Source organism: Sphingobium lactosutens DS20, from assembly GCF_000445105.1.
Classification (GTDB): Bacteria; Pseudomonadota; Alphaproteobacteria; order Sphingomonadales; family Sphingomonadaceae; genus Sphingobium; species Sphingobium lactosutens.
The window spans coordinates 133,984-155,655 of the sequence record NZ_ATDP01000098.1 but is presented as its reverse complement, the minus strand read 5'-3'; the positions used below and the strand labels follow the sequence as shown (position 1 = coordinate 155,655).

Annotated in this window: 13 protein-coding genes and 2 pseudogenes; 11 read left to right on the top strand and 4 right to left on the bottom strand. The window is 63.5% G+C overall.

Annotated elements, in window-relative coordinates; genetic code table 11:
- The first annotated feature begins 63 nt into the window (after positions 1–63).
- Positions 64–1,240: pseudogene (locus RLDS_RS45710) on the top strand (IS3 family transposase).
- Positions 1,241–1,271: 31 nt separating this feature from the next.
- Here the strand turns inward: RLDS_RS45710 and RLDS_RS45705 are convergent.
- Positions 1,272–1,565 carry a hypothetical protein gene (locus RLDS_RS45705; protein WP_021227151.1) on the bottom strand — a complete coding sequence of 98 codons (294 nt, stop codon included), beginning with the start codon at positions 1,563–1,565 and terminating at the stop codon, positions 1,272–1,274.
- A gap of 110 nt (positions 1,566–1,675) precedes the next feature.
- Here RLDS_RS45705 and RLDS_RS45700 point away from each other — a divergent pair, with 110 nt between their 5' ends.
- Entirely contained in the window at positions 1,676–2,506 is an 831-nt protein-coding gene (locus tag RLDS_RS45700) for a hypothetical protein (protein ID WP_021227150.1), read from the top strand.
- Here the strand turns inward: RLDS_RS45700 and RLDS_RS45695 are convergent.
- Positions 2,487–4,205, bottom strand: a complete 1,719-nt coding sequence (locus RLDS_RS45695) for a recombinase family protein (protein WP_021227149.1) — start codon at positions 4,203–4,205, stop codon at positions 2,487–2,489. The two genes, RLDS_RS45700 and RLDS_RS45695, sit on opposite strands and share 20 nt — an antisense overlap.
- A 16-nt stretch (positions 4,206–4,221) precedes the next feature.
- Between RLDS_RS45695 and RLDS_RS45690 the strand changes: the two are divergent.
- The 5 genes and pseudogenes from RLDS_RS45690 to RLDS_RS45670 form a co-directional block, all read left to right on the top strand.
- Positions 4,222–5,151: pseudogene (locus tag RLDS_RS45690) on the top strand (glycosyltransferase family 2 protein); the annotation flags it as partial.
- Positions 5,148–6,218 carry a hypothetical protein gene (locus RLDS_RS56540; RefSeq protein ID WP_021227147.1) on the top strand — a complete coding sequence of 357 codons (1,071 nt, stop codon included), beginning with the start codon at positions 5,148–5,150 and terminating at the stop codon, positions 6,216–6,218. The pseudogene RLDS_RS45690 and the gene RLDS_RS56540, both read left to right, overlap by 4 nt.
- A gap of 59 nt (positions 6,219–6,277) precedes the next feature.
- Complete coding sequence (locus RLDS_RS45680; protein WP_009822618.1) at positions 6,278–7,192, top strand: sulfite exporter TauE/SafE family protein; 915 nt, start codon at positions 6,278–6,280, stop codon at positions 7,190–7,192.
- Positions 7,192–7,950, top strand: a complete 759-nt coding sequence (locus RLDS_RS45675; RefSeq protein WP_021227146.1) for a TIGR02186 family protein — start codon at positions 7,192–7,194, stop codon at positions 7,948–7,950. The genes RLDS_RS45680 and RLDS_RS45675 overlap by 1 nt, the downstream gene beginning before the upstream one ends.
- 9 nt (positions 7,951–7,959) lie before the next feature.
- Positions 7,960–9,273 (top strand): MFS transporter, encoded by a 1,314-nt coding sequence (locus RLDS_RS45670; RefSeq protein ID WP_021227145.1) that lies wholly within the window; start codon positions 7,960–7,962, stop codon positions 9,271–9,273.
- Here RLDS_RS45670 and bglX read toward each other — a convergent pair.
- Entirely contained in the window at positions 9,234–11,531 is a 2,298-nt protein-coding gene (gene bglX, locus RLDS_RS45665) for a beta-glucosidase BglX (protein ID WP_031298581.1), read from the bottom strand. The two genes, RLDS_RS45670 and bglX, sit on opposite strands and share 40 nt — an antisense overlap.
- A 148-nt stretch (positions 11,532–11,679) precedes the next feature.
- On the opposite strand from bglX, the gene RLDS_RS45660 reads away from it, so the two are divergent.
- From RLDS_RS45660 to RLDS_RS45645, 4 genes are all read left to right on the top strand, one after another.
- A complete protein-coding gene (locus RLDS_RS45660) occupies positions 11,680–12,690 on the top strand; it encodes a LacI family DNA-binding transcriptional regulator (protein WP_021227143.1) in 1,011 nt (336 codons plus the stop codon).
- 48 nt (positions 12,691–12,738) lie between these two features.
- Positions 12,739–15,717 (top strand): TonB-dependent receptor, encoded by a 2,979-nt coding sequence (locus tag RLDS_RS45655; RefSeq protein WP_021227142.1) that lies wholly within the window; start codon positions 12,739–12,741, stop codon positions 15,715–15,717.
- A 75-nt stretch (positions 15,718–15,792) separates the two neighbouring features.
- Positions 15,793–17,268, top strand: coding sequence for a glucoamylase family protein (locus RLDS_RS45650; protein WP_031298580.1), 1,476 nt, complete (start codon positions 15,793–15,795; stop codon positions 17,266–17,268).
- Entirely contained in the window at positions 17,265–20,315 is a 3,051-nt protein-coding gene (locus RLDS_RS45645) for a galactose-binding domain-containing protein (RefSeq protein WP_021227140.1), read from the top strand. The genes RLDS_RS45650 and RLDS_RS45645 overlap by 4 nt, the downstream gene beginning before the upstream one ends.
- On the opposite strand, the gene RLDS_RS45640 is transcribed toward RLDS_RS45645, so the two are convergent.
- Entirely contained in the window at positions 20,302–21,672 is a 1,371-nt protein-coding gene (locus RLDS_RS45640) for a carboxylesterase/lipase family protein (protein ID WP_021227139.1), read from the bottom strand. The two genes, RLDS_RS45645 and RLDS_RS45640, sit on opposite strands and share 14 nt — an antisense overlap.

Sequence of the window (21,672 nt, the reverse complement as noted above, 5' to 3'; positions counted from 1 at the left end):
TGATCTGCCCCCCGCTGAGTGGCCCAGAGACTATGATAGTCTGGACCGCGAAAGGGACATTGAATGCCGAGCAAGAAGCACAAGCCGGAAGAGATCATCGGCAAGCTGCGTGAAATTGAGATCGTGCTGGCGCAGGGGGCTTCGACCGCCGAAGCCTGCCGTCGGATCGGGGTCAGTGAGCAGACCTATTATCGCTGGCGCAAGGAATATGGCGGGCTGAAGACCGACCAGGCACGGCGGATGAAGGATCTGGAGAAGGAAAACCAACGGCTGCGCCGGGCGATCTCGGACCTGACGCTGGACAAGCTGATATTGCAGGAAGCTGCACGGGGAAACTTCTGAGCCCCGCGCGGCGACGGCGCTGCATCGATCATATACGACGGGATCTGCCAGTCCGGCTATCCGAGCGACGGATATGCCGGGTTCTAGGGCAGCATCGATCGACACAGCGTAAAGTGCCGCGTGGGGCGGATGACGAACAGGCGCTGACGGAGGACATCATCGCCTTGGCAAAGCAATATGGTCGTTACGGCTACCGCCGGGTCACGGCGTTGCTGTGCCATGCGGGGTGGACGGTGAACCATAAACGGGTCGAGCGGATATGGCGGCGCGAAGGGCTCAAGGTGCCGCAGCGCCAGCCCAAACGCGGGCGTCTATGGCTCAACGACGGATCATGCATCCGCCTGCGGCCTGAGTATCCTGGGCATGTGTGGGCCTATGACTTCGTCGAGGGGCGCACGCATGACGGCCGCAAGTTCCGCATCCTGACGATCATCGACGAGGCCAGCAGGGAATGTCTGGCGCTTATCGTTGCGCGACAGCTCAAACATGAGGATGTGCTGGCGGCCTTGGCGGACCTGTTCATCTCGCGCGGCCCGCCTGCACATATACGGTCAGATAATGGCGCCGAATTTATCGCCAATGCCGTCCAGCAATGGCTGCGGCAGATCGGCGTGAAGACGCTCTACATCGCGCCGGGATCGCCATGGGAGAATGGCTATAATGAAAGCTTCAATGGGTCGCTGCGCGACGAACTGCTCAATGGTGAAATCTTCTACAGCCTCGCCGAGGCCAGGGTGCTGATCGAAGCCTGGCGGCGGCATTACAACACCGTCCGCCCGCACAGCAGTCTTGGCTATCGGCCACCGGCACCAGAAACGGCGACACCGCCATATCGGCCTCCGGTTCCGCTTCGCTCCACCTCCGTCCGGATATGGCGGCGATGAGCTTAATGCACTAACAAACCAATCGGTCCACTCGGTGGGGGCAGATCAGTCACCGCTGCGGCAGTCAGTGACGATGCTCTCAATCTGCTGCATCGTGAGGTTGGTGTAGACCGTGCTGCACCAGCGAGCGGCGATAGCAACCTTAATGCCGTTGAGGCTGTTTGCTTCCTTGCCAAGGCGGGCGAGCAGGCGCTCAAGGTTACTCAGTTCAGACAGCTTGGGCTTGCTTGCCAGTTTAACGGTGCTGAACCCAATGCGGCGTTCCCCACGGCCCCAACGGGGTTTGTAGTTGGTCACTCCCTCAGTGGTTGCGGCCTGCTGGTTTTCGATAACTTCCATTTTCGTATCTCCTTTTTGACGCGGCACCGTGCGGCGTCGTGAGGCATTGATACGTCAGGGTTGGCCTGATATGGGAGTTGGCACGTATAATCTTGGATACCAAGCCAACCATGAAGTTTACCCGTAACAGCGTCATTGAACGCGGCGGCAGGAAACTGAAACTCGCTGGAATTGGGCGAGCAGCCTATTGGTATGGTGCGCTACAGGTCAGCCCCAGCTATGAACTGGCGAGGCTTGAACGGGCTGGCGAGTTGCCTGCTGACGCCATTCTGCCTGCTGACTTTGACGCTGTGCTGGCCGTTTATGACGACCTTGGCGACGTGAAGTTGGACATAGAGGAATGGACCAACGAATACGCCTTCAAGGCATTTGGACATGGCGGAGAGAAACCAAGCGTCACAAATCTAGGCGTCATACGTTATGGCGATCAGCAGGTGGCAAATCGCCTCGATGATTTCGCTTCATCGACATGGATTGCTCAGGGGGAACGAAGCAGTCTGATCGCTGCCATCCCCCTTGGAATGGCAAAGGCTCAAATTCTCAGTCAGATTGCGGAGTTGCTGGATACAATCCAACCAACGGATCGCGACACGTCGCCAGTTATCCCACGATACAAGGTGACAGCTTCGTCACGCCTCTTGGTGAGTGTCCGTAAATATCTTCGTTGCTTGGAACTGCGCAAAGCCAATCCAGCAATGCCCCTGTGGCAGATAGGGATAAAGGCAAGGCTGAGCCGCCAATATAGCAGCCTGTTGGCGAAGTCTGCTGACGGAAGGGGGACGCTCCTAGAGCGGCAGAACCTCAAAGAAATGACAAGCCGTGCTGTCAGCCGTGGACATATGATCGCAGAGAACGCCGCAAGAGGCGCCTTCCCTAGCTACGCCAAATGCGAACATGCATTGCCGATGGACTATGAGCGCCTCAAGCCTGAACGCGCTTGAACGCCTCGTCAATGACCGCTTCCCTATCGTCTGTCTGTAGGGCTTCGTTCATCTCATCAACGATCCTGTCACCGCTGAGCGTGAAGCCAATCGCTTCACCGTCCGCATCATAGGTCGCTGAGAAACCATCATCGACTTTGACCGTGAACGTCCTGTCATCGTTGATGTTGACCGTGTTGAGCAGGCGGTTGAGCAAGCTGTTGATCCGCGCCCGCGCCTCAAAGCGCTCATCTTCGTCCTCATGTTCGAGGTCTGCGCGCATTTCCTTGATCGTATCCACGTCCTGATTTTTGGCAGGCTTGGCGGCCTCAATGTCTTTTTCCAGCTTCGTGGCGGCAATCTGCTGGGTCAGCGCCTCTATCTCAGCTTCAATGACGTTGGCCTTTTGAGCGAGAGCCTTGGCCGCAATACCGTCGGCAATGGCTTCGATAATGTTATCTAGCTGCTTCTGCCTAACGTCGATTTCCCGTTGGCTCTCTGCGATCTTCGTATCGAAAACCTGAAGAACTTTGTCCTCATGCTTGTGGCTGGCGATCAACGGCAGAGCCTTGTCCAAAACCGTCTTCTCGATCACGTCATATTTGATGTGCGAGGAGTTGTTGCACTCGCTCTCTTTATATCTGGCGGCATTGCAGTGCAGGTAGGCCCGCGTGTTCTTATAGCGAACCACCGTGCCGTCCTGTTTGACGTATTTGTCGTTGAAGGTGCGCTTCATATATACGGCTGCCTTCCCGCAAACCCCGCATTTTGAGATACCGAGAAACAGGTTTGCGCTCCGTTTGCGCTCATCACCGCCGATGCTGGCGCGAGCCTTCCTTATGGCTTGAGCCTTGTAGAAGGTGTCAACATCTACGACCGCTGGGTAATAGTCCGTGGCCAGCGTCTCACCTTTCAGCGTGACATATTCGCCTATGGCAGCGCGTGATGTAAGCAGCTTGTGGATATAGCGGTTCGTCCACTCCTTCTTATCCTTATACCGCTTCTCAGATGACCAGCTTTTCTCACCCAACTTGTTCAGTTTGCGAACGATGGTGAGGCACCCAAGGCCGTCGCAATACCAAGCATACATTTGACGCAGCATGTTGGCGCGATGCTCATTGAGGACATATTCGCCGTCAGCGATATCCAGCCATGCGGGACACTGCTTGGAATATGCGCGCTTGTCACCCTTCGCGATTTCCTGATGCACCTTGGTCCAATTGGCTTTGGACCGCTCTGACTTTTTGAAACTCTCTTCCTTGCCCAGCGCACCTTTGATGATGATGGAAAGCAAGTCCATCAGGTCGCCATCGTCGCCAGCCTTATAGATATGGCCGTCATGGTAGGTGGCAACGTCAACGCCAGCTTCATTGAGGGACCAAATAAGCTGGGCAGCAGCTTTCGCACCTTGGCGCGATAAGCGGTCCACGTTCTCGCAAACCAGCACAGCGCCATCGCGGAACGCCCCATTGCGAGCTTTTAGCTCGAAGTCGTAGAGCGCCGCCCCCTCTGCGCGATTGGCCCCCTTAAACGCACTCTTGCCTTCGTCGCGCAGTTCCTCAACTAACGTCCAGCCGTGCTTGTCGATGAACGAGCGGCCATAGGTAAGCTGCCGCTCAATGCTGCTGCCTTCTTTTTGGTTGAGCGAGCTAAAGCGGGCGTAAAGGTATGCTGGCTTAGTCTCAGTTGCGGCTGAAAAATCGCGATTTTGTCGCACCATATGCGGCTCCTACGAAACGGGCGTTGCCATTTCGTTTACAACCGTCACGACATGGGAGGATGTCGTGCATGCCGATGAAATCCGCCTCTTCGACTTCATGATCGACCGGTTCGATCTGGTCCAGTTGCCGGTATTGCCACTGCGCGGGCGGGGTGGCTGGTGGCGGCGCGCGATCGCCGATCATTATGGCGACGAATTTGCCGAGAGCCACGGCAAATTGCTGAGCGTGCGCGAGGCCTTGGGCGCATCGGTGCCATCGGCCGGGGTCGCCTGCGCCTTTGAACGGGACATGCTGGCCGCGCTGGCGTTGGACGAAGCGGCCGGGCCATTTGATCCCGGTTCGCTGACGGAAGATTATGAGGCCGGGCTTCGCATTCGCGACATGGGCGGCCGCAGCGCCTTCGTGCGGATGCGCGACGCGCGGGGCGATGTGATCGCGACGCGGGAATTTTTCCCCGACAGCGTCGACGCGGCGGTCCGGCAAAAGGCGCGCTGGACGATAGGCATCGCGCTGGCCGGGTGGGACAGGCTGGGCTGGCGCGGCGGGCCGGCCGAATTCTGGATGCGCCTGCGCGATCGGCGCGCGGTGCTGGCGGCGCTGGTGCTGTTCGCCGCCTATCTGACGCTGCTCCTTTTGGCGGCCCTTGCGCTGCTGGCGCTGGTCATGCCCGTGCCCGGCCGGCCTTTGACGCCGCTAATGACCGCGCTACTCTGGTTCAACCTCTTCCTGATGCTCTGGCGCATGGCCATGCGCTTCCTGTTCGTCACCCGCGCCTATGGATTGCGGGCGGGGCTGGGCGCGGTGCCGCGCACGCTGATCGCCAATTATATCGGTATCCTGGCCGCGCGCCGCGCCATATTCCTGTATCTGCGATCGCTCGGGGGGCAGCCGCTGCGCTGGGACAAGACCCAGCATCGCTTCCCCGACCTCAAGACCGATCCATGATCCGCGCCCGCTCCGGCCGTCCGCTGCGTTTCCTCGCCGTCCTGATGCTGGGCTGGATCGGCCTGCGCGTCATGGCCCAGATGGATTTTGCGAAGGAGCCGACCGGACTGGTCGCCGTCACCGGCCAAAGCCCTCCCCGCCGCGCCGTGGCGACAGCATTGCCGCCATGGCCTGTCGATCGCTTGCCGTTACGCGTCTCATGGCCCGCCAATCTGTCGGACGGCAGTTCCGTTGCGATAGCGCGACCTGTGACCTTTGCGCCGATGCAGCAGGGAAATTTCGGCGCCCCTACCGACATGCTGGATTTCATTCGGCACATGGTGGCCTTTTCCAATCGGCATTATGCCAGCCAGGATATGGGCGCGCGCCCGTCGCCCATTCCCTTTGCGACCCCACTTGCCCCTCCGGCCAGAACAGCATCCGCGCCTGGTCGCTGGCAGGTGAGCGGCTGGCTGCTGGTGCGACCGGGCAGGGCGTCGGCGGTCCAGACCGCACCAGTCGGTCGCCTCGGTGGATCGCAGGCCGGTTTGCGCATCGATTATGCCCTCGCGCCGGCTTCGCCTCATCGCCCCGCACTCTACGCCAGGGCGACAGCTGCGCTGCAGGATCCCGCTGCGCCGGAAGCCGCGATCGGCCTCGCCATCCGCCCGCTGCCCGCCCTGCCGATGAGCATCGGCATCGAACGGCGGGTGGCGTTAGGATCGGGCGGGCGTAACGCCATGGCGATCGTGGGGGCGGGCGACTTTGGCCCCGTGGCTATCGCGCCGGGGCTTGAGGCTGAAGGCTATGGCCAGGCGGGCATCGTGGGCTTCCGCAAAAATTATGCTTTTGTCGACGGGCGCATCGCCCTGCTCGCGCCCGTGAAGGGCGGGGCGCTGCGGATCGGTGGCGCCGTGTCTGGCGGCGCGCAGCCGGGCGTCAGTCGGCTCGACATCGGTCCGGAAGTGCAACTGCGCCTGCCGCTGCCCCGCACGAATGCGCGCCTGTCGATCGAATGGCGCGAACGCATTGCCGGCGATGCGGCGCCGCCGTCGGGCCTTGCCATCACGCTGGCCACGGATTTTTGATCGGGGCGGCGCGACTCTCCTTTCTATCGGATGGCTTTGCGATTAGGCCCTGATCCGTCATGGATCTTTACCTGCCCATCGCCAATCTGTCCGTGAACGCGCTGGTCATCATCGGCCTTGGTGGGCTGGTCGGCCTGCTGTCCGGCATGTTCGGCGTGGGTGGCGGGTTCCTGACCACGCCTCTCCTGATTTTCTACGGCATTCCGCCCACGGTCGCGGCGGCGTCAGCGGCTTCGCAGGTCACGGGGGCCAGCGTTTCGGGCGTCGTTACCCATATGTCGCGCGGCACGGTCGACTTTCGCATGGGCGGGGTGCTGATCGCGGGCGGTATCGTCGGCGCGGGAATGGGCGTGTTCATCTTCCGCCTGCTCCAAAGCCTGGGCCAGATCGATACCGTCATCGGCATTCTCTATGTGCTGATGCTGGGCGGGATCGGCGGCCTGATGGCCAAGGAATCGATCCAGGCGTTGATAGCGCTCAAGACCGGCCGCAAGCCGCAGGCGAGCAAGCGGCGGCATCATCCGCTGGTCGCGGCCCTGCCCATGCGCTGGCGCTTCTATCGCTCGGGCCTCTATATCTCGCCGCTCGCGCCCTTCCTGCTGGGCATGGCAACTGGCATATTGACCATGCTGCTCGGGGTGGGCGGCGGCTTCATCCTGGTGCCCGCGATGCTCTATCTTCTGGGCATGACGACGCAGTCGGTCGTCGGCACATCGTTGTTCCAGATCCTGTTCGTCACCATGGCGACGACGATGATGCACGCCATGACCACCAAGGCGGTGGACCTGGTGCTGGCCATGCTGCTGCTGATCGGCAGCGTGACCGGCGCGCAGATCGGCACGCGCCTGTCGATGAAGCTGCGGCCCGAATATCTGCGCGTCCTTCTGGCCGCCATCGTGTTGCTGGTGGCCGCGCGCATGGCACTGGGGCTGGGCTGGCGGCCGGACGAAATCTTCACGATCGAGGTGCGCTGATGCTGCGTCGCGCCAGCGCCCTGATCGCGGCCCTGCTGCTGCTGACCGGCGCGGACGAACCGCAACTGGTGCCCGACGTGTCGCAGCGCGAAGTCAAGATTCTCTACAGCTTCACCGGCGCTGACCTGTTGTTGTTCGGCGCGATCGTCTATCCCGGCGGCGTGCGCCCCGACAAGCCGGCGGACATCGTCGTGGTGCTCAAAGGCCCCGAACAGTCGATCCAGATGCGCGAGAAGCAGAAGGTCGCGGGCATCTGGGTGAATGCCGACAGCGCGCGCTTTGAATCCGCGCCCAGCTTCTACGCCATGGCCTCCTCACGCCCGATCAGCCAAATCGTCGATGAACGCACCGCCGCCATTTACGAACTGGGCGTGGACAAGCTGCAATTGTCGCCGTCCTCGCTCAACGACAGCGCGGAACTGAACCGTTTTCAGGCCGGCCTGGTCGATCTGCGCGACCGGGCGGGGCTGTTCGTCGAGCGGCAGGGCACGGTGGAAATCACGGATGGCGTTCTCTATCGCGCGCGCCTGCCGCTCTCCGCCCGCGTCATCGTCGGCGACTATACGGCCGAGACATTTCTCGTGCAGGATGGCCGCGTCGTCGCCGCCGCGGTGCGCGACATCACCGTGCGCAAATCCGGGTTCGAACAGTTTATGGCGGTCGCCGCCGAAGACTGGCCGTTCCTCTATGGCCTGACCGCGATCGCGATCGCCGTGGCGATGGGCTGGGCGGCCGGCGCTATCGCCCGGCGCATCTGATTTCGCGGGATGAGGGACCCGTCCGGCCCGCATCCTGCGCGCGCCATCGGGTTTGGCGCGGGCGACTATGCCTTCAATCTCTTCTGGCAGACGATCACGCTCTATCTGCTGTTCTTCTACACAGATGCCCTTGGCCTGACGCCCGAAGCGGCGGGGTTGGTGATGATGGTCGGCGCCATTGCCGACGGATTGACGGACTTGGCCATCGGCATCACCGCGGATCGTTGGCGTCTGCGATATCGCCGGATCATTGCCTGGTGGGCCGCCCCACTTGCCTTGTCCTTCGCGCTGCTGTTCCAGCGACCGGCAGGTGGCGCGTTATGGCTGTTGCCGTCGGTGATGGCGACCCATGTCGCCTTCCGCATCCTCTATGCGCTGGTGAACCTGCCCTATGCGGCCTGGTCGACGCGCGTCAGCGTCCATGCGCGCGACCGCACCTTGATGTCGGGATCGCGTATGACCTTCGGCGCGCTGGGCGCGGTTACAATAGCCTGGGCGATGCCAGCTGGCGGGAGTGATTATACGGCTGTGGCGATGCTGCTTGCCGGTGTCGCTACCATGATCCTGTGGCTTGTCGTCTGGCGTATTCCCGAAACCATCCCGCCAACCCCCTCAATATCGGCAGGGCATTCGCTGCTGCGGGATCTGGCCGCCATCGCGCATAACCGTGCCTTCCTGATGCTGTGCGCTGCCACCTTCTGCGCCACGATGGCGGCCGCGATCATCGGTCATTCGGTGCTGTATTATTTTGCCCATGTCCTGCTCGACGCTGTCGCGGGCAAGCGGGCGCTGGCGGTGATGGCAGTCATTGGCACGCTCGCCGTGCCGCTCTGGACGCTGATCGCCCTGCGGTGGAGCGCGCAGGCCAGCTGGCTGGCCGCAGCCTGCCTCGCGCTGGTCGCGCTGGCTGCGCTGCCGCTCTGGCCGGGAGCGCCCGACGTGCCCGTCTCCATCACCATGCTGGCGCTGGTGCAGGTCGCGCTCAGCGGCTTTCACTTGGCGGCCTGGGCCATGCTGCCCATGGCGGTCGATCATGGCGTCGCGCACACGGGCGTCAGGGTGGAGGCGACCGCCTTCAGCCTGTTCATGCTGGTGCAGAAAATCGGCCTTGGCCTTGCCGCCCTGTTGCTGGGTCTGGCCTATGCGATGGGCGGCTATGCCGGCGGCGTGCCCGATGCGGCGGGCAGGGATGTCATCGCCTGGGTCATGATCGCGGGACCAGCGGTCATGATCGCGGCGGGGGGCGCGATCATGATGCTGGCGCCGCTGCGCGGCCCGGTCGATCAGGCGAGCGTGAATATGTCCGACACACCCTCTGCCTGAGCGGACGGCGCGATCCACAGGCGAAATTTGCCCGGCTCCACCGTCGGTTGCATGTCCTGCCCCAGGAACAGCAGCTCCTCGCGCCTGATCGTAAAACGCACCTCCCGCGATTCGCCGGGTTTGATCGTCACGCGCTGAAATGCCTTCAATTCGCGCACTGGCCGGGTGATGCTGGCAGTGATGTCCTGCACATAGAGCTGCGCCACCTCGGTCGCTTCACGCCGTCCGCTGTTGCGCAGCGTGGCGGTGACGGTCAATTCGCCGCCCGCGCTCAACCGGCCCGTCCCCATGTCGATCGCGCTGTAGACGATCTCGCCATAGGTCAGGCCGTGGCCGAAGGGATAGAGCGCGGCATTGGGCGCCTCGCGATAATGGGCCTTGTAGGCGACACGCGGGCCGGGCGGGTTGGGGCGGCCGGTATTCTTGTGCGCATAATAAAGCGGCTCCTGCCCGCTTTCATAGGGAAAGCTGCATGGCAGGCGTGCTGACGGACTAGCCAGACCGAACAGGATGTCGGCGGTCGCCATGCCCGACATGGACCCCAGAAACCAGGTCGCCAGGATCGCTTGCGCATCCTTGACCGCGCCGTGCAGCGCCAGCGCGCGGCCATGACGCAACAGCACGACCATCGGCTTGCCGGTGGCGGCGACGGCCTCCGCCAGGGCCATTTGCGGAGCGGGGATCACGATATCGGTGCGCGACTGCGCCTCCCCCGACATGGTCTGGCTTTCGCCTACCGCCAGCACGACGATGTCGGCGGCCTGCGCCGCGGCAACCGCCGCCTCGATGCCGCCCTTGATCGGCTTGTCCACGCCCGATCCGTCGACCGCGACGATTGCAGACGGGTCGGTGGCGACCGCGCGCATGCCGGTCAGCAGGTCGATTGCGTCCGCGTCGGTGCCATAGACATTCCACGGCCCGACCAGATCGCGCTGCCCCTGCACGAACGGCCCGATCAGCGCGATTGTCTTGCCCGCGCGGGGCAGGGGCAGCAGATCATCCTCATTCTTGAGCAGCACGATCGACCGGCGCGCGGCATCGCGCGCAACGTCCAGATGGGCGGGCGTGCGCACCAGCGTCTTTTCCCGGCTGGGGTCGATGCGCCGGAACGGATCGTCGAACAGGCCCAGCTTTGCCTTGAGCGCCAGCACGCGCCGCACAGCCTGGTCCAGCCGCGCCATCGGCACTTCGCCCGACTTGACCAGATCGGGCAGATGCTCCCTGTAGAAACCCGACTGCATCGACATGTCGACCCCGGCGAGGAACGCTAGCCTGGTCGCCTCCCGCGCATCGGCGGCAAAGCCATGGGCGATGAGTTCCATGTCGCCGGTATAATCGGACACGACCAGCCCGTCGAAATGCCATTCGTCGCGCAGCACGTCGCTTAGCAGCCAGTGATTGGCGGTGGCCGGCACGCCAGACAATTCGTTGAATGACGCCATGATCGTCGCTGCCTGCGCATCCAGCGCCGCCTGGAAAGGCGGGAAATAGACCTCGCGCAGCGTCCGTTCCGACACGTCGACGCTGTTATAGTCCAGGCCCCCCTCGGCTGCGCCATAGGCGGCGAAATGCTTGGCGCAGGCGGCCATGGCGTCGGGCGCGGCCAGGCCAGCGCGTCCTTGGAACCCGCGAACGCGCGCATCGGCCATGATGCGGCTCAGCAGCACATCCTCCCCCGCGCCCTCGATCCCGCGGCCCCAGCGCTGGTCGCGCGCGACATCGACCATCGGCGCGAAATTCCAATCGATGCCTGCCGCCGTCGCTTCGATGGCCGCGATCCGCGCGGTGCGCTCAGCCAGTTCGGGGTCAAAGCTGCCCGCTTCGGCGAGCGGCATGGGAAATACGGTGCGAAAGCCATGGATCACGTCGGCAGCGAAGATCAGCGGAATTTTAAGGCGGCTTTTTTCCACCGCCATCGCCTGCATCTGCCGCGCCATTTGCGCGCCATTGCCGTTGAACACGCCGCCGACATGGCCGCGCCGCACATCGTCCATCTGCTGGCGAAAGCTGGCGCGCGATGGCGATGTGGGATTGAGCGCGTTGGCCGCGCCGCCTGCCCAGGCGGCGGCCATCAGCGTGACCTGGCCGGCCTTTTCCTCCACCGTCATCCGCGCGATCAGCGCGTCAAGATCGGTCGATGGCGCCGCACCCTGATCCATCTGCGCCATCAGCGCGCGTGCGGGCGAGGCTGCCCATGCCGCCACCGCGCCGGCCCCCATCAGCCATGCGCGTCGGGATATGGAAGAGGGTGGCCGCATGTCATTCTCCTAAAGATCGGGCGCTCGTGCGATGCCTTTGTGCACCTTTCGCGCGCCCACTTGCAGTGGCTTATGGTTTCTTGTAACCGGTTACAAGACGGCCCGGCAAGTCATGGGGCCGATAAAATCTTCGTTGGGTGGATTGAGGATGACGGGAAAGGAGATCGGGCAGGCGACTATTCGCGACGTCGCGCGCGAAGCCGATGTGTCGGTTGCCTCCGTGTCGCGCGTGTTCAATCGTCTGCCCAACGTCCGTCCCGAACTCAAGGAACGGGTGGAGCAGGCCGCGCGCAAGCTCAACTATGTGCCTCATGCCGGCGCGCGCAATCTCAGCATGGCGCGTACCGGGGCAATCGGCATCGTCCTGCCGGACCTTCATGGCGAATATTTCTCCGAAATGCTGCGCGGCATGGAGCGGGAAGCCGCTTTGCACCAGCGCCATCTCCTATTGTCCAATATGCATCTCGATATCGGCCACGGGATAGATGCGCTGCGCAACATGCGCGGGCGGGTCGATGGCCTGATCGTCATGGCCCCGCACATGAACCTGGATGCTCTGTTCGCGCAGCTGCCGCCCAGCATCCCCGCCGTGCTGCTCAATTGTCAGGACAATGGCCAGGGACGACCCGAATTGCGGGTCGACAATGTGGCGGGCGCGGGCGCGATGGTGCGGCACCTCATTGATTGCGGCCGTCGCGCCATCGTCCATGTCGAAGGGCCGGCGGGCAATGTCGAAGCGGCCGATCGCGCGCGGGGCTATGCTCGGGCGATGGAAGCGGCGGGCCTGAAACCCGTCATCCTCCCCGGCAATTTCGACGAGGAATCAGGCCGCCGCGCCGTCGATCGCCTCCAGGCCGAGCAGATTGACGTCGACGCCATCTTTGCCGCCAACGACATGACGGCGATCGGCGTCATGGTCGCGCTGCGCGACATGGGGGTCGATGTTCCGACGCAGGTGGCGGTCGCGGGCTTCGACAATATCCCGCTCGCCCGGCTCGTCAGTCCGGGTCTTACCACCATGGCCGTCGATATCGCCGACATGGGAGCGCGCGGCATCAACCGCCTCGTCGCACTAATCGACGGTGAAGCCGTTCCGCAGATGGAACTAAGGCAACCCGGCCTCATTATCCGCAACAGTAGTCAGCTTTCAGCTGCGTAACAAAAATCCCGTCGAGGGAAACAGGGTTAAAACAAGGGGAAGATGCACATGAGCAAGTTGTCCGCAATCCGCCTGCTGCTTGTCGGCGCTACGTCGCTCAGCAGCCTGGCCGTCGCCATACCGGCCGTGGCGCAGACCACGGTCGCCTCGATCCGTGGCCGCGTGACCGACAGCGCTGGCGCGCCCGTTCCGGGTGCAACGGTCACGCTGACCAGTGCCGGCACCAGCCGCGCGCAGACCACCACCACCAATGAAGGCGGCACCTATATCCTGAACGGTGTGCGCGCGGGCACATACCGGATCTCAGTATCCGACCCCGCCAAGGGGTCGTTCCAGCGTGATATCGCCGTGGGCGTCGGCACAGCCGCCACGGTGGACGCGCAATTGTCCAGCGCGACCGACACGGCGCAAGGCACCTCCACGGCCTCGGTTGATGGCGACGGCGCGCAGATCGTCGTCACGGGCAGCCGCCTGCGAGAAGTGCAGACCAGCGAGATCGCGACCAATATCAGCCAGGAACAGCTGCGCGTCCTGCCGCAGACGGACCGCAATTTCCTGAGCTTCGCCGCGCTCGCGCCCGGCGTGCGCTATAATGACTCCGAAACCGACAAGAGCTTCTCGTCGGGCGCATCGCCCGCCAGCCAGGTCAATGTGTTCATCGACGGCGTCAGCCTCAAGAACAAGCTGCGCGAAGGCGGCGTAGCGGGCCAGCAGAACAGCCGCGGCAACCCCTTTGGCCAACTCGCCGTGCAGGAGTTCCGCGTCATCACGCAGAATTACAAGGCGGAATATGAACAGGCGGGCGCGGCCGTCATCACCGCCGTCACCAAGTCCGGCACCAATGATTTCCATGGCGAAATCTTTGGCCAATATACCGATAAGTCGCTGACCGAAAAAAGCTTCATCGACAAGCGCGACGGCAATCCCAAGCCCGCCTTTGAACGCAAGCAATATGGCGCGTCGCTCGGCGGCCCGATCATCAAGGACAAGCTGTTCTTCTTCGCCGCCTATGAAGGCAACGACCAGGATCGCGCTTTCAACGTCCGCTCCACTGGCGCGGCCGATGCGATCGCGGAATTTGAACGCTTTTCCGGCCGCGATATCACCGATTTCGAAGGCTCCTTCGTCAGCCCGTTCCGCAGCGATTTCTATTTCGGCAAGCTGACGCTGACCCCCGACGACTATCAGACGTTCGACGTGTCGTTCAGCCGGCGCGAGGAAACCGATATCCAGGGCTTTGGCGGCAACACCGCCTATTCCTATGCCGAAAACAAGATCAACGTCGTCGACACCTACCAGTTCAAATGGACCTATGACGACGACACGGTCCTCAACGAATTCAACGCCAGCTATCTGAACTACACATTCAATCCGACGGCGCTCAACCCTGACCTGCCGGCCTATGACTATCAGGGCGTGATCCTGTTCGGGGGCAAGGATTCGACCCGGCGCGAAGTGCAGCAAAGCTATAATTTCCGCAACGACATCACCTATACCGGCTTTACCGGTCACGCGATCAAGTTCGGCGCGCGTATCGAATTCACCGATATCAGCTTCGACAATCAGGCGTTCATCCAGCCGCGCTATTATTTCCGCCGCGAGCCCAACAACAATCTCAACTTCGCTTTCCCCGCCGAAGCGCGCCTGGGCCTTGGCTCGGGTCTCATCCAGTCGTCCAACACCCAGCTTGGCCTCTACATTCAGGACGACTGGGACATTACCGACCGGTTGCAGCTCAATCTTGGCCTTCGCTGGGATTATGAAAGCAACGGGTTCAACAACCGCTATACGACGCCAGCCGCCGCTGCGACAGCGCTGCGCGCATTGCCCACCACATCCTATTTCAACCCCGAAGACTATATCACCGACGGCAATGACCGCAGCCCGTTCAAGGGCGCCTTCGCGCCGCGCTTCGGCTTTTCCTGGGACGTGAAGGGCGATCGCAGCACCGTCATCTTCGGCGGTGCGGGCCGTTATTATGACCGCAATAATTTCAACAACACGGTCGATGAACTTTCGCGCACCATCAACCCCATCGGCCTGTTCCGCTTCTCCGCCGACGGCCTGCCGCGCGATGGCCAGCCGACGGTCGCCTGGGACCCGTCCTACCTGACCCGCGACGGGCTGCTGGCGCTGATCAACAGCAACCCCGAAGTCGGCCTGCCTGAACTCTTCGCGGTCAAGAATAATGCCAAGCCGCCGGTCAATGACCAGTTTTCGCTGGGCGTGCGGCAGAAGGTCGGCATTTTCGAAGCCTCGCTGACCGCCTCCTACCAGCGGGGTAAAAATGGCTATACCAACCTGTTTGCGACCCGCAATGACGGCGGCTTTGGCACCTGCTGCGACGGCGATCTGCTGGCGGCGGTGCGCGCGGCGGGCTATTCCAACGTGCTGATCGGCTATGACGGGCTCGATACCCGCTACAAGGCGCTCTATTTCACGCTCGACAAAAATTACACCAAGGCATCGGGCTGGGGCCTCAATATCGCCTATACGCTGGGCAAGGCGGAAAAGAATGGCGGCGATCTCTTCAGCCTGGATGCGCCGACGCCCGACGCCTATGGCTGGCGCAATTCGCCGGGTGATGAGCGCCATCGTATCGTCTTCTCCGGCATCGTCGATCTGCCGCTGGGCTTCCAGTTCTCGACGCTGACCACGCTGGGATCGGGCCAGGCCTATCAGGTGACGGACGGCACCAACGGCGCGTCGTCGGGCTTCAACGACTTCACCGCCCGCTATCCGGAAAAGAACTGCATCAAGGGCCTGTTCGCCTTCTGCGAAGTCAATGTGACTTTGGCCAAGAATTTCCCGCTGTTTGGCCGGGACGATCAGGTCAGCTTCGCCGTCGATGTCCTCAACCTTTTCAACAACAAGAATTTCCGCGATTTCGATGGCTTCTTCAACAACACGATCAATCCTGACACCGGCGAAGTGACCGATCCGCTGCTGCCCGCCAATGGCGCGAATGCGGCGAACCTGCTCACGCTGCCCCGGCGCATCCAGTTCCGGGTGGGTTATCGCTTCTGACGGCGTCACGTTTCGGGACGGCCGCTCGTCGCATGGCGCGGGCCGTCCCCCCTTTTACATTTCTGGAGGTGATGATTGCTGGATAGACGGACATTCATGGGCTCGGCCGGGGTAGGGCTGGCCGGGCTTGTGTCGGGATGCGCCACGCGCACGCCCCAGGCGCCCGTCTCGACCGCGCCGGTCGCGGTCGATGGCTGGACCCGGCTCGACCAGCGCCCGGCGCTGGACGTGGAAGTCAGTCCGTTGATCGACGACATCCAGAAACTCGCTTTCCGCTATTTCTGGGAAGTCACCGACGAAAAGACGGGCATGGCCCCCGACCGCTGGCCCACGCCCTCCTTCGTATCCATCGCCGCGATGGGTTTTGCGCTGACCGCCTATCCGATCGGCGTCACCCATGGCTGGATCAGCCGCGCCGAAGCGCGCGAGCGCACGCTCACCACGCTGCAATTCCTCGCCGCCGCGCCAATGGGGAACCAGCGATCGGGCGTCAGCGGCTATCGCGGCTTCTTCTATCATTTCCTGGGGTCGACCAAGGGCTATCGCTTCTCGCTGTCGGAACTCTCGACCATCGACACCGCCCTGTTGATGGCGGGCGTCCTGTTCGCGCAAAGCTGGTTCGATGACCCCGTCGATGCGGATGAAGCGCGCATCCGCGATCTTGCCGAACAACTCTATCGCGCCGTCGAGTGGAACTGGATCACCCCGCGCGCGCCCTTCGTGTCGATGGGCTGGCATCCCGAAAGCGGTTTCATTCGTTCCGACTGGGAAATCTATAATGAAGGGATGATCCTCTACATATTGGGCATGGGGTCGCCGACGCATCCGCTGCGTGATGACACATGGAATGTGTGGAGCACCCAGTTCGAAAGCAGTTGGTCGTCGCGCTGGGGCGAACCGCATCTGCATTTCGCGCCAATGTTCGGCCATCAATATAGCCATGTCTGGGTCGACTTCCGCGGCATCCAGGACCGGTTCATGACGCAGAAGGGCATCGACTATTTCGAAAACAGCCGCCGCGCCACTTACTGCCAGCGCAATTATGCGATCGAAAATCCGGGCAACTGGGCAGGATATGGACCGGACTGCTGGGGCCTGACCGCCTGCGACGGGCCGGGCGATTTCAAGATGATGCTGGGCGGCAAGGAACGTGAATTTTACAGCTATTCCGCCCGCGGACCGGGCGAGCGCGATGATGGCACATTGGCGCCGACCGCATTGCTGGGGTCGCTGCCCTTCGCGCCCGAAATCGTCGAGCCGACCGTGCAGGCCATGTATTTCCGCTATGGCGAGCAGATCTACGACAAATATGGATTCCTCGACAGTTTCAATCCCACCATCGTCCGTCGTCCGCCACAGCCTTTCCGCCATGGGGAATTCCGCCTGGGGGTCGGCTGGGTCGACAAGGATTATCTGGGCATCGACCAGGGGCCGATCGTCGCGATGATCGAAAATCACCGCACCGGCCTCATCTGGAACACGATGAAGAAGAATCCGCATATCCGGCGGGGCCTGCAACGGTCGGGCTTCACCGGCGGCTGGCTGGGATGACGCTGGCGACGCTTGCCTTCCTGCTCGCCGCCGCGCAGCCGGTCGCGGCCGAGGGGTTCGAACAGCCCGACCGCTGGACCGCCGCCGCGTCCGATGGCGTCGCGTCAAACGTGTCGGCCGTGCCGGGCGACGATGGCCAGGCGCTGCGGCTCGATTATGATTTCGGCGCGGTATCGGGCTATGCCTTTGCCGCGCGGACGCTGCCGATCGACTGGCCGGACAATTATGTCCTGCGGCTCAAGCTGCGGGGGAGGGGCGACGTCAATGACCTTCAGCTCAAATTCACCGATGCGTCGGGCGACAATGTCTGGTGGGTGCAGAAACTCAATTTCCGCCCCTCGGCCCAATGGCAGGAACTGTGTATTCGCCCGCGCGACCTGGAATTTGCCTGGGGCCCGGCCAAGGACAAGAGCCTGCGCCGCACCGATCGCATGGAAATCGTGCTGGTGCGCGGCCGCGACGGGGGCAAGGGGCATGTCGAGATCGATGATCTGACGCTGGAACCGCTGCCGCCAGCGCCGCCTCCTTCACCACCCAAAGCCAGCGACCCGGCCGTGCTGGATGGCGACCAATCGACCGCCTGGCATGGACGTGCCGGACAATCGCTGACGCTCGATCTGGGCGCGCCGCAGCGGCTGTCGGCGCTGTTGCTCGACTGGCAGGGCGCGGCGGCCTACCGGGTCGAAGGATCGCAGGACAAGCGCGCCTGGCAGACGCTGCGCACTGTGGATGCCGGCGATGGCGGCCATGATCCGATTGCGCTGCATGGCGCGGAGCCGCGCTATCTGCGCATCCGCATGATCGGCGAAGGCGACCTGGCCGAAGTCGCGGTCAAGGATATAGACTGGGCACCCACGCCCAATGATTTCATCAGCCGCCTCGCGAGCCAGGCGCCGCGCGGCCGCTATCCGCGCGGCTTTACCGAACAACCCTATTGGACGCTCGTCGGCACGGATGGCGGCGCGATCGCAGGCCTGATCGGCGAAGATGGCGCGATCGAGCCTGCCAAGGGCAGCTATTCGGTCGAACCCTTCCTCACCGTCAACAGCGCCCCGGTCGACTGGGCGGGTGTCATCACCAGCCAGAGCCTGGTCGACGGCTATCTTCCCATCGCCACCACCCGCTGGCAGGGGCAGGGCTGGACGCTCGAAAGCACCGCTTTTGCGCAGGCGGAACCGGACGAGCCGCGCCTGCTGGGTCGCTGGCGCGTCCGTAACACAAGCGATCAGCCGCGCACCGTCACCCTCACGCTGGCGGTCCGTCCGTTTCAGGTGAACCCGCCCGCGCAATTTCTGGCGCAGCGCGGCGGCGTCAGCCCGATTTCCGCGATCCGCTGGGACGGAACGCGCCTGCATATTCGCCAGCCCGGTCCGGTCGCGGGCGACCCGCCGGTCGATCGGTTGCTCACCCCCATGGTGACGCCGCAATCGGTCGGCATGGGCGGCTTTGACCAGGGCGCGCTCGCCACGCCCGAAACCTTGCCATCGGCCACCCATGTGGAGGATGAGGCCCATATGGCTCATGCGCGTCTCAGTTGGACGATGCGCCTGCCGCCGGGCGAAACGCTGGACGTGCCGGTGGCCTTTGCCGGTTCGGCGCCTGCCGATGTCGAGATGGCGCTGGCGCAGACCGCCGACCAGTGGCGGCAACGGCTCGGCAGTGTCACCATTCAGGTGCCGTCCGCCAGGCAGGAACTGGTCGACACGCTGCGCACAGCGCTCGCCGATATTCTGATCAGCCGCGACGGCCCGGCGCTCAAACCCGGCACCCGATCCTATAATCGCAGCTGGATTCGCGACGGCGCGATGATGTCGGACGCGCTGCTGCGCCTTGGCGTCAATGATCCGGCGATCGCCTTTGCCGACTGGTATGGCGGCCACCTCTTCGCCAATGGCAAAGTGCCATGCTGCGTCGATTTTCGGGGCGCGGACCCAGTGCCGGAAAATGACTCGCATGGCGAATATATCCACCTGCTGGCGCAACTGCACCGCTACACCGGCGACACCGCGCTGCTGGCGCGTCACTGGGACCGGCTGGACGCCGCGCGCCGCTATATGGACGGACTGCGCCTGTCCGAACGCACCGCCGCCAACCAGACGCCCGACCGGCAGATGCTTTACGGCCTGTTGCCGCCCTCGATCAGCCACGAAGCCTATTCGGCCAAGGCGCAATATAGCCTGTGGGACGATTTCTGGGGGCTGGCCGGCTATGACGGCGCGCTTTACGCCGCGCAGGTGCTGGGCAAACCGCAGGCATCCGCCATCGCCGCGCAGCGCGACCAGTTTGCCGGCGACATCGTGGACGCCATCGACGCGGCGGCACGGCATTGGTCGATCGACTTCATCCCGGGCGCGACCAGCCTGGGGGATTTCGACGCCACCTCCACCACCATGGCGCTGGAGATCACGGCGCTGCAACCCCGGCTCGACCAGCGGCTGCTCCACAATACGTTCGACCGCCAGTGGCGGCGCGTGACCAGCCGGGCCACATCGACCGACTGGGACGATTACACCCCTTATGAACTGCGCAACGTGTCGGCCATGCTGCGCCTGGGCCAGCCGCAACGCGCGAATGATCTGCTCGCCATCTATATGCGCGATCGCCGCCCGGCCGGCTGGAACGCCTGGGCGGAAGTCGTGGGTCGAGAGCCGCGCGCCATTCGCTTCTTGGGCGATCTGCCCCATGCCTGGGTCGCGTCCGACTATATCCGCGCCGCGCTCGACCTCTTTGCCTATGAAGACAAGGCGAGTGAGACGCTGGTGCTGGGCGCGGGCATGACCGGCGACTGGCTGACGGGGCAGGGGGTCCGCATCGACGGGCTGCGCACGCCCTATGGCGCGCTGGATCTGGCGATGGCGGGCAATGCCGAGCGGATGACGGTGACGATCGGCGGCGGCGCGCGCCCGACCGGCGGTTTCGTCCTGCGCTGGCCCTTCGCCGGTGCGCCGCCAGCCACGCGGGTCAACGGTCGGTCGGCGCAGTGGCAGGGCGATGCGCTGCGCCTGCCCGCCACCGGTCAGCCACAGCGCATCGTCATCGGCCGTTGACCTGTTCGACGAGAGCCTCGCCGCTGGTGGCAAAGTCCATCTGCTTGCCACCATCGGCGCGGTAGCGCGGCCACTGCGGCAGGCCCGCGCCATTGGGATCGCCGCTCTTCACGAAATTGGCCAGATAGCCGCTCATGATGTCGCCCATGCGATTGTCGCGTGGCGTGGTGGCCGCGCCATATTTGATGGCCTGCGTGTCGAAGAAAAACGGGATGTCGGTCGCGTGATAGGCGTTGGTGCCGCCCACCGACGTCGCCACGTAGGAAAAGCGGTAGGCGTAGGTTGGCATGCCGCGCCGGGCGAACAGCGCCGCCAGGTCGCGCGCGCCGGCGACCATCGGCCCATCCGGCCCGCCAATGTCTGCGCTGGTCGCGCCGATCATGACCGGGATTGCCGGCGCTTGGCCGCTTTCATGCGCGGCGATGACATCGACCGCGCTGCGGCCGTCGGTCACGGGGCTGAAGAAATTGTCCATCTTCGCCAGGTTGAGGTCGCCCACCACCGTGCGGGCGGGAAGGGCGCGCAGCCTGGCCGCGGCGTCCGGCGCATCGGGCGCAATCCCCTGGCTTTCCCCGAACGCCACCGCCAGCCGTTCCGCATCGGCAGGTGTCGATAGCGCGCCCGGCTTGCCATTCCCACCGGACATGATGACGGCCCGGTCGAACAGCCCCTTGGCCAGCGGCGTCGTCATCAGCGCATGGACCGACCGGCCGCCCGCGCTTTCGCCGACGATCGTTACCTGATCCGGGTCGCCGCCAAAGCCCGCGATGTTCCGCTGCACCCATTTGAGCGCCGCGATCTGGTCCAGCAGCCCGTAATTGACGCCCTGATCCCTGCCTAGCGCCGGGTGACGGAACGTACCAAAGCGTCCCAGCCTGTAGTTGAAGCTCACCACCATCACGCCCTGCGTCGCGATGGGCGCGCCGCTATAGGTGGGCGGCGACGATCCGCCATTCACGAAACCACCGCCATAGATCCACACCATGACCGGCAGTTTTCCCTTGGCGTCGGCCGGCTTCCAGATATTGAGGTACAGGCAATCTTCCGATGGCGTGGTGCCGAGCGGCGCAGCATCGCTGGGGAAGGGTTCCTGCATGCAGTCATTACGATAGGCTGTCGTTTCGCGCACCCCGCTCCAGCGCGCGGCGGGCTTGGGCGGCTGCCAGCGCAGCGCATCGACCGGCGGCGCGGCAAAGGGGATGCCCTTCCAGCTTTCGACACCGTCCGCGACACTGCCCTGCACCTTGCCATATTCGGTCGTCGCCACCGAAGCGGCCGGAGCAGCGGCGTCCGCATGGGCTGGCATCACCATCGCCACGCCCAGCATGGCGGCAAAAAATCCTTTGGTCCGCGTCAT